Origin of the sequence: Muricauda brasiliensis (assembly GCF_003057865.1) — a bacterium.
In the GTDB taxonomy this organism is placed as follows: Bacteria; Bacteroidota; Bacteroidia; order Flavobacteriales; family Flavobacteriaceae; genus Flagellimonas; species Flagellimonas chongwuensis.
Map to the genome: position 1 here is coordinate 19,466 of NZ_QBTW01000021.1, position 14,527 is coordinate 33,992.

9 protein-coding genes are annotated in these 14,527 nt (G+C 42.7%); 1 reads left to right on the forward strand and 8 read right to left on the reverse strand.

Features of this window, described 5'->3' with window-relative positions:
* Positions 1 to 6 precede the first annotated feature (6 nt).
* Genes DCK90_RS15305 through DCK90_RS15330 form a run of 6 tightly spaced genes read right to left on the reverse strand, consistent with a single transcriptional unit; the run spans position 7 to position 8,646 of the window.
* Positions 7 to 1,191, reverse strand: coding sequence for an aldose epimerase family protein (locus DCK90_RS15305; protein ID WP_108247086.1), 1,185 nt, complete (start codon positions 1,189 to 1,191; stop codon positions 7 to 9).
* A 26-nt stretch (positions 1,192 to 1,217) separates the two neighbouring features.
* Complete coding sequence (gene araA / locus DCK90_RS15310) at positions 1,218 to 2,723, reverse strand: L-arabinose isomerase (RefSeq protein ID WP_108247087.1); 1,506 nt, start codon at positions 2,721 to 2,723, stop codon at positions 1,218 to 1,220.
* 14 nt (positions 2,724 to 2,737) lie between these two features.
* Entirely contained in the window at positions 2,738 to 3,439 is a 702-nt protein-coding gene (locus DCK90_RS15315; protein WP_108247088.1) for an L-ribulose-5-phosphate 4-epimerase, read from the reverse strand.
* A gap of 1 nt (position 3,440) precedes the next feature.
* Positions 3,441 to 5,117 carry a ribulokinase gene (locus DCK90_RS15320; RefSeq protein ID WP_108247089.1) on the reverse strand — a complete coding sequence of 559 codons (1,677 nt, stop codon included), beginning with the start codon at positions 5,115 to 5,117 and terminating at the stop codon, positions 3,441 to 3,443.
* Positions 5,118 to 5,121: 4 nt separating this feature from the next.
* Positions 5,122 to 7,098, reverse strand: coding sequence for a glycoside hydrolase family 127 protein (locus tag DCK90_RS15325; RefSeq protein WP_108247090.1), 1,977 nt, complete (start codon positions 7,096 to 7,098; stop codon positions 5,122 to 5,124).
* A gap of 6 nt (positions 7,099 to 7,104) precedes the next feature.
* Positions 7,105 to 8,646 carry an alpha-N-arabinofuranosidase gene (locus tag DCK90_RS15330; RefSeq protein ID WP_108247091.1) on the reverse strand — a complete coding sequence of 514 codons (1,542 nt, stop codon included), beginning with the start codon at positions 8,644 to 8,646 and terminating at the stop codon, positions 7,105 to 7,107.
* 241 nt (positions 8,647 to 8,887) lie between these two features.
* On the opposite strand from DCK90_RS15330, the gene DCK90_RS15335 reads away from it, so the two are divergent.
* On the forward strand, positions 8,888 to 9,622 hold the full coding sequence (locus DCK90_RS15335) for an NUDIX hydrolase (RefSeq protein WP_394339721.1): 735 nt from the start codon (positions 8,888 to 8,890) through the stop codon (positions 9,620 to 9,622).
* A 13-nt stretch (positions 9,623 to 9,635) separates the two neighbouring features.
* On the opposite strand, the gene DCK90_RS15340 is transcribed toward DCK90_RS15335, so the two are convergent.
* Complete coding sequence (locus tag DCK90_RS15340) at positions 9,636 to 11,747, reverse strand: family 43 glycosylhydrolase (RefSeq protein ID WP_108247092.1); 2,112 nt, start codon at positions 11,745 to 11,747, stop codon at positions 9,636 to 9,638.
* A 63-nt stretch (positions 11,748 to 11,810) separates the two neighbouring features.
* Positions 11,811 to 14,513, reverse strand: coding sequence for a DUF5695 domain-containing protein (locus DCK90_RS15345; RefSeq protein WP_108247093.1), 2,703 nt, complete (start codon positions 14,511 to 14,513; stop codon positions 11,811 to 11,813).
* Between the last annotated feature and the right edge of the window lie 14 nt (positions 14,514 to 14,527).

The following is a 14,527-nucleotide window of genomic DNA, read 5'->3' on the forward strand; positions in this document are numbered from 1 at the left end:
GTTATTTTATTTGGTTGATAATTTATACATGGTCCTCGAAGTATATTTTTCACTAGGATTCAGCCTAACCGATGGAAAATCTGACTGGTTGGGACTATCTGGATAGTGTTGGGTTTCCAAACAGAAGCCTGAACGCTTGACATAGGTGCCCCCTCCTTTTGCAGGCAAGGTTCCATCCAAAAAGTTTCCGCTGTAAAACTGGATAGCGGGCTCGTTGGTGTATACTTCCATAAAACGTCCCGTTTTTTCGTGATATGCCGAGGCGGCCAAACGAAAGTTGTCCTTACCCTCATTAAGCACCCAACAATGATCATAACCGCCACCAAGTCCCAATTGCTCGTTTTCGGCCTCTATCTCCTTACCAATGAGTTTGGGCTCCTTGAAATCGAAAGGCGTTCCCGCTACTTTCCTTAATTCTCCAGTCGGAATCAAACCTCCATCAACGGGCAAGTAGGTATCGGCATTCAAATAAATATTATGGTCCAAAACTGGTTTGGAAAGTTGTCCTGAAAGATTAAAATAACTGTGCTGCGTTAAGTTTACCACGGTTGGCTTATCGGTAACGGCCTCATATTGGATGTCAAGGGCGTTATCATCAGTAAGGATATAGGTAACCTTTACATCCAATTTACCCGGATAGCCTTCTTCGCCATCTTTACTGGTGTAGGTAAGTTCCAAGGTTGCTCCTTCATCGGTAGTTTTGGGTTCGGCGTTCCATACCACTTTATCAAAACCTTTTTCTCCACCGTGAAGATGGTTGTCCCCATCGTTGGTTGCCAAGGTATAGGTTTCCCTGTCCAAAGAAAATTTTCCTTTAGCGATACGGTTACCGTACCTACCAATGAGCGCCCCAAAATATGGGTTTCCTTCCAGATATTGACCTAGGTTGTCAAAACCCAATACAATATCATCATAAGATCCATTTCTATCAGGAGCTGTCCAACGAGTAATGATACCCCCGTAGGTAATGACATCCACTTCTGTTCCCGCTTCATTTTTCAAGGTGAATTTCTTTATTTCCGTACCATCGGGCATTGTACCAAAGATGGTTTCCTCGATGGGGTTCGGTTGGTTTGCTGTGGTTTCAATCTCCATTTCTGATTGGTTTTCTTTTTTGTTTTGCTTACAAGCTATATTGATAAGGCTCATAAGTAAAATACCGTACAATATAACTGGTTTGGTTATCCTCATGGTTACAAATTTATATTAGTTATTGACTACATTCCATGTTGAAACATGTGATAATATGCCTCGTTTGCATGCAGTTGGTCTTTGAATGTCCTTAGTTTCGTATCCGAATCTATTACCAAAAGTTCTATTCCGAAAATATCGGCAAAATCTTCCATATATTCGGTGGTCAATGCTTGTGTATATACCGTGTGGTGCGCTCCTCCAGCATGAATCCAAGCGGTTGCGGCAATATCCAAGTTTGGTTTCGCATCCCAAAGTACCCGTGCCACTGGTAATTTTGGCAAATCGGCCATGGGAGCCACTGCTTCCACTTCGTTCACGATCAAACGGAACCTGTTGCCCATATCTATCAATGAAGCATTCAATGCATCACCTGCGGGAGAGTCGAAGACCAACCTAACAGGGTCTTCCTTACCGCCAATCCCTAACGGATGTACTTCACACGATGGTTTTGCGCTGGCAATGGACGGACATATTTCCAACATGTGCGACCCCAAAACATAGTCTTTTTGAGGTGTAAAGTGATAGGTGTAATCCTCCATAAAGGATGTTCCCCCCTCTAAGCCTTCGGCCATCACCTTCATGGTTCTGGTCAAGGCTGCCGTTTTCCAATCACCTTCGCCTCCAAAACCGTATCCATCGGCCATTAAACGCTGGACGGCAAGACCTGGCAGCTGTTTTAGAACGCCCAGATTCTCAAAAGTATCGGTAAAGGCTTTAAAACCACCTTCGTCCAAAAAGGTTCTGAGTCCCAATTCTATTCTGGCTGAATCTATCAAAGACTGTCTTTGTGCTCCATTCTTTTGAAGCGATTCGGACAGATTATAGCTCGATTCATACTCTTCAATCAGTTGATCAACGGCCTTTTGTTCCAATCCATCAATAATATTGGTAATGTCGGATGAATCATAACCATTTACAGCCACGCCAAAACGCATTTGGGCCGCAACTTTATCTCCCTCGGTAACGGCAACTTCGCGCATATTATCGCCAATACGGGCCACTTTCATATGTTGCAATTCATCAACTCCCAAAGCAACTCGCGCCCAAATGGCCAATTTTTGTTGAACTCGCTCATCTTTCCAATGGCCTACCACTACTTTGCGATTTTTACGCATCCGGGACATCATAAATCCAAATTCCCGGTCACCATGTGCGGATTGATTCAGATTCATAAAATCCATATCAATGCTTTTCCATGGAATTTCTGCATTGAACTGGGTGTGCAAATGGCACAACGGCTTGCTCAATATCTTGAGTCCTGCAATCCACATTTTAGCCGGGGAAAAAGTATGCATCCAAGTCACGACCCCTATACAAGAGGTCGAGTTACTTGCTTCACGACAGATTGCAGTTATTTCATGAGGCGTGGTAACGATAGGTTTAAAAACCAAGGAAACCGGCACTTTTTCGGTTGCATTTAATCCATCAACAATCTCTTTTGAATTGCTGGCCACTTGTTTTAAAGTTTCCGGTCCATACAAATGTTGGCTACCTGTTACAAACCAGATTTCTTTTTGGGATATTTTCATTTATTAAAGTTTATTTATTGACCGTAGTACGCATTTTTACCGTGTTTACGCTCGTAGTGTTTTTTTATGAGAGAATCTTTTAATCTTGTTGCCTGGGGATTGATCTGCAAAGTCAAATACGCCATTTGGGCAACCGTTTCCAACACTTTGGTATTGTATACCGCTTTGGCAGCATTCTTGCCCCAAGCGAAAGGGCCGTGGTTTCCGATCAAAACCATTTCAACCTCATTATAGTCCAAACTCCTCTCCTTAAAGCAGTCCAAAATTTGGATTCCCGTATTGTGCTCGTAGTTCCCTTCGATAAGTTCATCTGCCATCGGCGGCGCACAGGGAATATCCTGGGTAAGGTGGTCCGCATGCGTGGTCCCAAAAATGGGAATATCCCTTTGGGCCTGTGCCCATGAAACGGAATACATGGCGTGGGTATGGGCCACTCCCCCTATATTCTCCCAGTTTTTATATAGATAGCTGTGTGTTTTGGTGTCGGACGACGGTCTCATGTTGCCCTCTACCACATTATTATCGTAATCCATGATAACGATATCCTCTGGTTTTAATGTCTCATAGGGAATACCACTGGGCTTGATGCCAAAAACAGCATTTTCCCTGTCCACAGCACTCACATTACCGAAGGTATATATAACAAGTCCCAAGGCATTGAGTTCCATGTTTGCTTCGTAGCATTCTTCTTTCAGCAATTTGTATTTAGAGCTCATCTTATGTGTTTTTGTTCGTTTGTTCTTCCACAAAGTTTCCAAGCTGTTTATACGCTTCCAACAACTGGGCATATACCTCCACTTGGGACGCTTGCGGAAAATATTCTGCTTCAAAGTCACTTCCCATTACCTTACTGGCCTCAATGACATTATCATAGATCCCAGCGGCAACTGCTGCATAAATAGCGGCTCCCAGTGCGGGTGCCTGGTCCGATTCGGCCACTTTAATGGGCATATTGAGCACATTGGCCAAAGTCTGCATGATGAATGGTGATTTTCTGGCCACTCCTCCAATGCCGATAACGGTCTCTATTTTTACCCCCTCTTCTTCAAAACGGTCCACAATCATTTTGGCCCCGAAACAAATGGCATTGACCAAGGATTTAAAAATATGGGGAGCCTTCGTACCTAGCGATATTCCGGAAATGGCACTTTTTAATTCTTGATTGGCATCCGGGGTTCTTCGTCCGTTCACCCAGTCCAATGCGATTGGCACGGATTCTGACAACGGGATTGCCTCGGCTTGTTCCGCCAAAAGCCTTATGAACCATGATTCGACCTCAGCTTTAAGGTCTGCTTTTTGTTCTTCTGATAGTACTTTGGAGTTTAAAACCAAGTTATCCATCGGCCATTGCAATACGTCCTTGAACCATGCCAATACATCACCAAAAGCGGATTGACCTGCTTCCAGACCAACCATACCAGGGATTACGGAACCATCGACCTGTCCACAGATTCCCTTGACGGTTTTATCACCTACTGCTTCGTTGGAAGATACCATAATGTCACAAGTGGATGTTCCCATTACCCTTACCAGTGCATGATGGTCTACTTTGGCTCCTACCGCGCCTGCATGGGCATCAAAAGTGCCCACAGCGATTACAGTATCTGTAGTAAGACCTAATTTGTCCGCCCACTCTTTGTTCAGGTGGCCTGCAATTTGGTCCGAAGTATACGTTTCTTCGTAAAGATTATCTTTTAAGTCGGCCAAATAGGGATGAAGTTGGGACAAAAATTCCTTATCGGGAAGTCCGCCCCAGCTCTCGTGCCACATAGCTTTATGCCCTGCAGCACATCGGCTTCTTTTAAATTCCTTTAGATCTTTTTCATCCGCCAAGAGATAGGTGATGAAATCGCAATGCTCCATCCAAGTATGGGCAGCATCAACTACGCTTTTATCTTCTCTGGCCACATGAAGAATTTTGGCCCAGAACCACTCGGAAGAATAGATTCCTCCTTCATATTTGGTATAATCTTCTCCGCTCCAGCTTCTGGCCAAATCATTGATTTCGTTGGCTTCTTTAACCGCGGTATGATCCTTCCAAAGTACCATCATGGCGTTTGGATTTTCTTTAAAACCTTCCGTGCAGGCCAATGCTGTACCGTCTTGAGTCACTGGCATTGGCGAGGAACCTGTGGTATCTATACAGATTCCTTTTACAGTTTCTGGGGACACCTCGCTTTGTTTCATCACAGAGGTTACGGTATGCTCCAATCCCTCGATATGATCCAAAGGATGTTGCCTAAACTGGTTGATGGCGGGGTCACAGTATTTTTGTGCTTTCCACCTAGGGTACCAGAATACTTCGGAAGCCAGTTCTGCTCCGTTTTGGGAATCAATCAGTACCGCTCTTACTGAGTCGGAACCATAATCGAGTCCTATTACATATTTTTTCATTATTTTATTTTTCTTCCGTTGGCAACCACACCTTCATTTTACCAATACCACGATTGGACCATGCGTAATAGGGTATGGCGGTTAACTTCTCATTTGATATGGTTTTGACGCCTCCCAATAATTCGGGCTGCATCTCCACCTTGTATTCTTCATTGGGAGTGACTCGGATATCATCAAAAGTGTTTTTATTGTCAATCTCCTCTACCGCATAAACTATAGGACCATACTCAAGGGACATTTTCCCCAGGTCTTCTTCAACTTCTGGATTGGCCTTCACTTTTCTTACGGACATTGGGAACTCCAATTCCACCTGATCACCAGATTTCCATGTTCTGGTCAGCGTGAAGTAGCCATTATCGGCGACCATATCAATCTCCTCCCCATTTAAACTGAGCTTATTGCTTGCTTCATCTTTGGAAACATATTGATACAAATCTCCAGGTAAAACGGTATTCCTGGACCAGCTAGGTATCCTGAACTTTATGGTAAATTCTCCTTCCATCTCTGGTTCTACAGTGAATTTAACTTTCCCGTCCCATGGGTACGATGTGTCTTGAGTGACCCTTATGTCTTGATTCTGCAATTCCACCTTTGCCTCATTGCTCGCATATAGATTCGTATAAAGGGTATTGCCCGTTTTAGAATAGATTAGCCCTGGCATGGCAGGAATAAAACGAATCACATTGGTAGGGCAGCAAGAGCAATCGAACCAAGATTGACGGGTACATGCTCCACGGTTAAATTTGTAAACCCCATCCGATTCCAAGGCATTGGGATAAAAAAACTCTTGCCCATCCAGTGACAATCCAGAGATCAACCCGTTGTACAATGTCCTTTCAATAACATCAAAGTATTTTACATCCCCCGTGAGGTTATGTAACCTATGGTTCCAATATACACTACCAATAGCTGCACATGTTTCACTATACGCCGTTAAGTTTGGGAGTTCATAATTGTCTCCAAATTGTTCGCCATCATGTTCTGCTCCAATTCCACCTGTGATATACATTTTTTTGTTTACCATATTAGTCCAAAGGATTTCTACGGCTTTTAGGTATGCTGTATCTTTCTCAATGGCTGCGATGTCGGTCATACCCGCGTACATGTACACAGCCCTAACAGCATGTCCCACTACCTCTTTCTGCTCAACAACTGGCACATGGTCTTGAGAATACCATCCAAAAAGCTCATGATTGTCGGGATTTCCCCTGTTGTCCAAAAAGTATTTGGAAAGTTTTAGATAATCCTCTTTCCCGGTAATCCGATACAGTTTGATGAGCCCTGTTTCGATAATCTGGTGCCCAGGGACAGCAGCAATTTTTCCTTTGCCATCACCAAAAGTCTCTACCATTAAGTCTGCATTTTTGATAGCAATATCCAAGAAATTTCTTTTTCCCGTTGCCTTGTAATGAACGGCCGCAGCTTCGTATAAATGGCCTGCATTGTAAAGTTCATGGCTCATAAAAAGACCGTCCCAACGCTTTCCTTCTTTTACCTCCACCCACGGTGCAGGGGGCTTTCCTGGGTTGATAGTCCTCCAAGTTGTCAAATAACCATCTGCTTCCTGTCCTACTTTAATAATCGATATCAAAGAATCCACCAAAATTTCCAGTTTTGGGTTTGGAGCACTGATTAGGGAATTGGAGGCTCCCTCGATAATTTTATAGACATCGGTATCATCAAAAGGCATGGCACCTTTTACCTCCCCTTCCATTTCTCCCCCTGCAATCAGAAAATTGTCAAAACGACCTTCTTCTTGGCATTTGGCCAAAGCATATTCTATCGTTTTTTCCTGGACTCGCTGTATGATAGGCAACCAAAACTCATCCTTCAGCTTTACATTCTGTATGTTCACAGACTCAATGGGATAGTCCGGTGACTCACCAGCCATGTTTTCATTACTTGCCTGATTTTTGGAATCTTCCTTGCAGGATATGGTCAACAAAAGAAGACCTGCCAGCGTAAATAAATTTTTTTTCATGTTCTCTTAACTTCCTTGTAAGACTATAAGTGAATGTGCGGGGATGGCGATAGAAATTTTCCCTTTTTTCAATTTGGAATCTTTAAATTCTTTCGGAGTCACCTTTTCGGGATTGTCAAAGGAATTATGATCTTGAAGCTTTTCCGATGTCAAAATATTCCCTTCAATCTTTTTGATATCCAATGTGGAAATGTCCACCTCTACCTCAACATCCTTTTCTGGGTCAATGTTGACCAAAGAAATATGGACCTTCCCTGCTTTATCCTTTGACGCAGATACGGATACTACCGGAAGTCCTCTATACTCCATATTATCTTCGATTTTGGTTGGCAACAGTTTTGCATCATGGTGCACTTTGTACATGTGCATGACATGGTAGGTAGGCGTTTTGATCATTTTCTCTTCATCGGTGAGTATCACTGCCTGTAGCACATTGACCATTTGCGCCAAGTTGGCCATTTTGACCCTTCGGGCATGATTGTTAAATGTATTGAGCACTGTGCCTGCAATCATCACATCACGGATGGTATTCTGTTGGAAAAGCACCCCGTTTGCCACTTCTGGTTCGGCATCGTACCACCCTCCCCATTCGTCGACAAAAAGGTCTACCTTACCTTCAGGGTCGTACTTATCCATGATTTCGATATGCTTGGCCACATATTCTTCCATGTTAAGCGCCTGTTCCATCGTTTTAAAATATATCTCTTCATCAAAGTTGATAGATGGGCCTTTATCGTTCCAATCGAACACAGCATAATCGTGCAGCGCTACGGCCTCCATCAGTTCGTGAGGAACATTTTTCATCAAGGTTTCGGTCCAATGGTAATCATCTTCCGATGCTCCAGAGGCAATCCTATATACCTCGGTCTCCCCGGACCAACCTGGCATAAAGGTGGCATACTGACGATAGATATCTGCATAGTACTCTGCGGTCATGTTTCCGCCACAACCCCATGTTTCGTTACCCACACCCCAATATTTGACCTTCCAAGGTTCTTCCCTTCCATTTTCACGGCGCCAATCGGCCATTGGGCTTATACCGTCATGATTGGTATACTGCACCCAGTCAATCAACTCCTGCACGGTTCCACTACCCACGTTCGCTGAGAGATAGGGCTCTGCTTCGAGCACTTCGCAAAGATTTAAAAAGTTATGGGTCCCAAAACTATTATCCTCTGTGGTCCCGCCCCACCAACGGTTTACAATGGTTGGTCGATTTTCTTTGGGACCTACACCGTCCTTCCAGTGATAGGTGTCAGCAAAACAGCCTCCCGGCCATCTTAAATTGGGTATATCAAGCTCCTTTAAGGCCGCTATGATATCATTTCGAACTCCCTCGGTATTGGGAATGATTTTGTTTTCTTCCCCAACATATAGTCCTTCATAAATACAACGCCCAAGATGTTCTGCAAAATGGCCATAAATATGTTTACTGACTATGGGTGCTTCCGCATCTTCCTGAACACTGATCTTAATTGGGTCTTGTGCATTGGAAAAAGTAATTAAAAACAAGGCGGCCGTAATGGTGGTGTACCTTAAAATTTTCATGTGCATTTGGTTTGATTTGTTTTAGTTTCATGTCAAAAACAACAAAATTCTCACCTAATGTGCTTTCTAAAAAAAGCAAATTAGAGGGGTATTTTTTTACAAGTGTTGTATTTACATTTTTAAAATAACGAAAGTTTTTTGGTTAAAACAAGAAAAATGATGTTTCAATCGAAAAAAGTTCCCAAAAGATCAGTATTCAGAAATGTTTATATTTTAGCAATCGGAATTTATACGTGAAGAAATGTTTGAAGAAAACTTGGAGGCGCCAGAAAACCTGAACATGCATCTCAATTATTATCAAAAAGAAGATCAGGTTTTACTAGCAGTCGATTGTATCATCTTTGGGTTTGACAAAGAAAACCTGAAAATTTTACTGATCAAAAGAAATTTTGAACCGGAAAAGGGCAAATGGTCTTTGATCGGGGGATTCCTTAAAAAGAATGAAAACCTTGATGAGGCAGCTGTAAGAGTTTTGGAAACCCTAACCGGTTTGAACGACATTTATCTTGAACAAATACATACATATAGCAAGATTGATAGAGATCCCGGTCAGCGAACTATTTCTGTTGCCTATTTTGCCCTAATTGATGTGGACAGCCATCGTTTTGACGGAATCCAAATAGATGCCGCGCATTGGTTCGATATAAAGGAAGCTCCAAACTTGATTTTTGACCACAACGAAATGATTCAGAAGGCCAAGGCCCGGTTAAAAAGACGCGCTTTGAGCAAACCTATCGGTTTTGAACTACTTCCTGAGAAATTCACAATGAGACAACTCCAAAATTTATACGAATCCATTTTGGACAAGAAATTGGACAAACGGAATTTCATTAACAAGATAAATTCTTTGGATGTGCTTATAAAACTGGACGAAAAAGATATGAGCGTTTCCCGAAAGGGCGCTTACCTTTATGTTTTTGATAAGGACAAATATGAGAAAAAAGTGGAGGAAGACGGATTTATCTTTAAAATCTGATTCTCCACAGCTATTAGTTTTTACTTTCAGAAGGTTTTGTTTTTTCCATTAACCTTTGAATATCCATTTCGTTCAAAGCATAATCGTACATCTGCAAAGACGCCATATAACCCGAAAAGTTCTCGCCTATATCCGAAGCTCCTATCCGTATTTTGGCATTTTCAATTTGTGAGGCCAATACCATTATCTGGGAATTGTCCAGTTTTCCGTTGACATACATTTTTTCAACTACCCCATCAAAAGTCAGCACGATATGATGCCATTGGTTAGCTGGGGGAAGGTTATTGAACTTCATATCAAAATGGGTATCCAAATGTGCCACAGCCCCATAATTGCCACTGTTGTAATGCAGTGCATTATAGGAGTTTGCCAAATTGAACTTAAAACGGTCGCACCACGACAACAAGCACTCGCCTTCAGCTGATATTTCTGGGTTTTTCACCCATGTGGCCACCGTAAATGCTCCATTCCATTGCAAACTTTTTGGAACGGGTTGGTCGAGCACCAGTGCTCCTTTTTTAAAATCAAATACAGCAACACCGTTTTTTTGGTATATTGACACTTCCCCCTTTTTCTCAAAAATTCCACCAATACTTCCTTTGTTGACCAAGTTATCCGAGTTGTTTTTGGCAAGGACTTCTTGAGCATTGATACTTACAATTTTCTGATGGGAACTTTTCGTCCCAGGACCTTGTTTCGAAGATATACCCTCAATATCCAAAGGCACATCGAAAAGGGAGCCAAATACTTTAATGTTCCAAACTGCTGCCAATAAACCCGTTTTTTCAATATCCAGAACTTTGAGTTTGATATATTGGGCAGTCACATCGGAATCATCAATCATTGGGCTGCCTGCAATCCTGTTCTTCGAACGGTCTGCAAAAACCTCCCAATTCTTTCCGTTCAAGGAATATTCCAATTTGTATTGGTAATAATATCCAGCGAATTCAAACTGTGTCATTATTCTTTTTACATGAGTAGGCTTACCCAAATCGATGGTCAGGCTTTGTGGAAAAGAATTATCTTCTGCTTTCCACATGGTCGCATTGTAACCATCCGTGGCAAATGATGGTCGGTATGCATAATCGTATTTATGTGACTCCAATTGATAAAATGAAGATGCGGACACCTTGGCATTCAATGCTAAATTGGGCGGAACATTCGATTTTATTGATTTTCCCGGCCTTTTACTTCCAGGCACTACTTGTTGTATGGTGGAGTCATTTTCAAAAATAAGTTCATCCACACTTACTTGGCGGGATAAACCGCCTCTTGTCATTGGATAATCGTGTTTGTGATAAACAATATAGTAACTCCCGTCCTCCTCCAAAACAGAATGATGCCCTGGGCCGTGTACAGTTCCACTATCATTGGAACTAAGTATGGGATTGTTTACTCCCGGTGTAAATGGTCCATAGGGACTATCCGAATAGGAGTATCTCACATTATAGGTTTCGTCGTGACAGGAGCCTCCAGAGTACATCAAAATGTATTTGCTCCCTTTCTTCATCATATAAGCTGCTTCAAAAGGTTCAGGGGTTTGTTCCAAGGGTATGTTCTTAGGGTTTTTGATTCTTGACATACTTTCACTATCCAACTCCCCTACGGCATAGCCTCCGTTATAATGTACCCACGTGCCCCAATACGCATAGATTTTGCCATCATCGTCGGTAAAAAACTGTGCATCCAATGATGGAAATCCTTCCTTGGGATAATTGTGGGCAATCACTGGAGTATCATCTTCGTTCAATTTTTCCCAAGGCCCTACTGGGGAACTGGATACATATCCATAAATATTGCAGCCTGCTTGGCAATTACCAAAATACAGGTAATACCTGCCATCACTCCCTTCAATAATGTCAGGAGCCCAAAAATTTCTAAGGTTGACGGATTCCAACGAGGGAACTTCCATAGTATGGTTGTACCAATGCTCAAAATCTTTGCTGTACCATACCGTAGGTACTCCTGAGGCCAACATTTCATTGTCGGTGGTAGCGTAGATGTAGTATATATCTCCAAACTTTTTGATTGTAGGGTCAGCAAAATAACCTGGAAGAATAGGGTCCACCTTCCCGGCAGGCAATTGGGCATCTTTCTTTTGACCAAAGACATTACCCAAGACCATGACAAAAAACAATATGTATACTACCCGATTTTTCACACTTGGCAGCAAAACAACTTTTTAGGATTATAATTTAACTTCTGTTTCTTTCTTCCCCAATTCGATTTGATACGCCCCTCTGACCTTTTTATACGGCAAATCAACATCCATGCCCTCCACACGCAAATAAGCATAAGGAACATGTGTGCTTTTGCTATCCAAAGTCAGGGTTACATCTCCAGTTTTGCTGTTGTAGACCACTTTTTTAAACGAACCTGCATCCAAGGTTAGCCAAAGCTTCTCAGGCGCTATGAACACTCTAGACCTTGAAGCCGTGGTCGGTTCCAATTCCACAACAGCTCCTTTTTGGGATAGATTCCCCCCAAATGCCAACCATCCCATATCCTCATCTTTGGTAAGATAGGATGATGTATTTACGGCGTAGCCATAAAACCCGGAACCATAATCACCGGAAATACCGTCTATTTTTAAAGTTGAAGGATATGAATGGAATGCGGCCGGTCCGAATCCGTCTTGTGTAATATTGGAAATTCCTCCCAACAATCCACCATAACCTACTTTCAACAGATACAAATCCTCCGGTGTTTTACGGTAATGATTCAAAACGGGAATGGCATTCAATGAAGACCCATAGTGATGAATTTGGCGTTCTACACGTGAAGTTTCACCTGCTTTTCCACCGTACAAAAAGTCCCAATATCTTCTGGCATTACCATTATAGCCCCAATGAGGCATTGTTGGCATATAGGCCAAAATGGCACTAAGTGTAACATAGGCCTTTCGGTCATATCCAAAATAACTGGACCACATATACACTTCCTCTTGTCCAGTGGAATCCCATGGCATTTCGCTGCCAAAAGGGTAATCCAAGGCCCGCCAATGGTCTGCTCGTTCTTTCATTCTTGCTTCCAAATCCGAAGCCATTTCAGTTAGCCCTTCGTGTTTCAGGTCTTCCAAAATAAATAAGAACACCGAACCCTCCATTTGTCCGAACTGGGCATAATACGGTGCCTGTTCCACCATGGCTACGCTGGTGTGATAGGCATTTTGCAAATACCAATCCCAAGACCTGTTATCCACCAAACCTTTGTAGTAACGAGACAAGCGGTACATTACCCAATATGCGGCCGCTACATGGGGATAGTTGTAGGACCTTCCGGGGTCGTTCGCATGCTTGTGGTCCCATGCCGCCCAAGTATCGTAATTGATTTTATCGCTATACGTGCCTTTGGGCAAAGAGTCGGGTTCGTAATAAAACAAACTCTTTTTGACTCCGTACTTTTTAGGGCCTTCATTATACTGGATTCCTCCCCACAGTGTTTCATCCACAAAACCTTGCAACTTCTGGATTTCCTCCTTGTCGGGTTGAACCAATTGCTTCATAACAGCTGCCAACCAACTACCTGCTCCACCTTCATCACTCAATCCACTTATCCAAACCCTACCATCTTGAACTACCTTTTCCTTTTTCTCGTAATCATAGCTTATTGGTGATGGATTTCGTCCGAATGGGTCATTGGGGTCGTCGAACCATTGTTCCGTAGTTAGAAAATTTCCAAAATCTTCAATGACCTCTGTCTCCGGTTTAATGATTTTATAGTTGATGGTCTGTTCCGTACCATCAGTATAAGTAATGGTAAGTCTGGCCCTCCCCCACTTTTTTCCTTGGACATGGTATTTTTTCTTTCCCAAGGCAGTAGTGCCATTTTCTTTAATTTCCAATGCTCCGCTAGGTTCAACCGTTATGGAAGCAACTCTTTGGTTATAATCGATGAACAATTGCCCTTCAACATCTTGCGGCAATACGTAACCTGGAACGCCGACCGCAACAGGGTGTTTTTCCTTGACAAGTGTCTCTTGTATATTCTTGATTCCTTCGGTAAGTACAAATTTTAAGGCAAAGTTTTTGGTTTCGTTTGGTTGAAGAACAAGCGAAGTTGGTTCGTTCCATTGCTCCACTCCTTTCCATTCGTTTTCGGAATATGCTTTGCTATATGCCATCCACTCGTGAAACCCTTCAAAGACGATGCTTTTGGGAGTAGGATCGTCCAATAATGGTCGATAGGCTTCAAAAGGCATATTCTCTTTGGGCAGCACCAATAGGGCCGGACCTCTCCCGCTCAACCTTTTTACCTCAAGATACCCTGCATCTTTACCAATATAGGGGTCAAAAAAGACGTTTTGGGCATGGGTTTCCACCAAGGACTTGCCTTCAAGAATGTTATTAAACACCATTGGAACTCCCAATGCTCCTATTTCCAATGGTTTGTCTTGTTTATTGGTAATTTCAAAACGCATGACCAATTGGTCATTGTCCAATTCGTAGTATCTTTTGATGGTAACTGGTATGTCAGTTGGCAAGGTATTGGCCAAGTCGGCGGCTGCCAAAACATTCCCGCTGGTTGCCAATGGTTCTACTTTTGCTCTACTGGTGGCCGTGGAATAGCTTGTCCAAATTCCGTTTGCCTCTTTTATACGTAAGTTGATGTCTCCCAAGTGATAAAGACTGTCCTTGTCCCTTATTTCCAAGCGGTCGCCGGGAGTAAAGTCAAAATAAGGGTCGCTATTAGGGCTCAATGCTGCAACAGTTTGTGATGCCCTTACTAATTTTAACTTAAAGTCAGGAGTTTCAAATTTTTGATAGACATCGGCTACACCCAAAGTCGATTCTCTTTTTTCCACTCTGCTCCAATAGGTATTCTGCGCCATTGTAGTTGAAAAAGAGGCCATGCAAAATGCCGAGACCAGCAAATACTTTATCTGCTTCATTCTAGTGATAGTTT

Coding starts and splice junctions, on each gene's coding strand:
- DCK90_RS15305 (WP_108247086.1), bottom strand. CDS start 1,191: ATGAGGATAACCAAACCAGTTATATTGTACGGTATTTTACTTATGAGC.
- DCK90_RS15315 (WP_108247088.1), bottom strand. CDS start 3,439: ATGAGCTCTAAATACAAATTGCTGAAAGAAGAATGCTACGAAGCAAAC.
- DCK90_RS15335 (WP_394339721.1), top strand. CDS start 8,888: ATGTTTGAAGAAAACTTGGAGGCGCCAGAAAACCTGAACATGCATCTC.
- DCK90_RS15325 (WP_108247090.1), bottom strand. CDS start 7,098: ATGAAAAAAAATTTATTTACGCTGGCAGGTCTTCTTTTGTTGACCATA.
- DCK90_RS15340 (WP_108247092.1), bottom strand. CDS start 11,747: ATGGTCTTGGGTAATGTCTTTGGTCAAAAGAAAGATGCCCAATTGCCT.
- DCK90_RS15330 (WP_108247091.1), bottom strand. CDS start 8,646: ATGAAAATTTTAAGGTACACCACCATTACGGCCGCCTTGTTTTTAATT.
- DCK90_RS15320 (WP_108247089.1), bottom strand. CDS start 5,117: ATGAAAAAATATGTAATAGGACTCGATTATGGTTCCGACTCAGTAAGA.
- araA (WP_108247087.1), bottom strand. CDS start 2,723: ATGAAAATATCCCAAAAAGAAATCTGGTTTGTAACAGGTAGCCAACAT.
- DCK90_RS15345 (WP_108247093.1), bottom strand. CDS start 14,513: ATGAAGCAGATAAAGTATTTGCTGGTCTCGGCATTTTGCATGGCCTCT.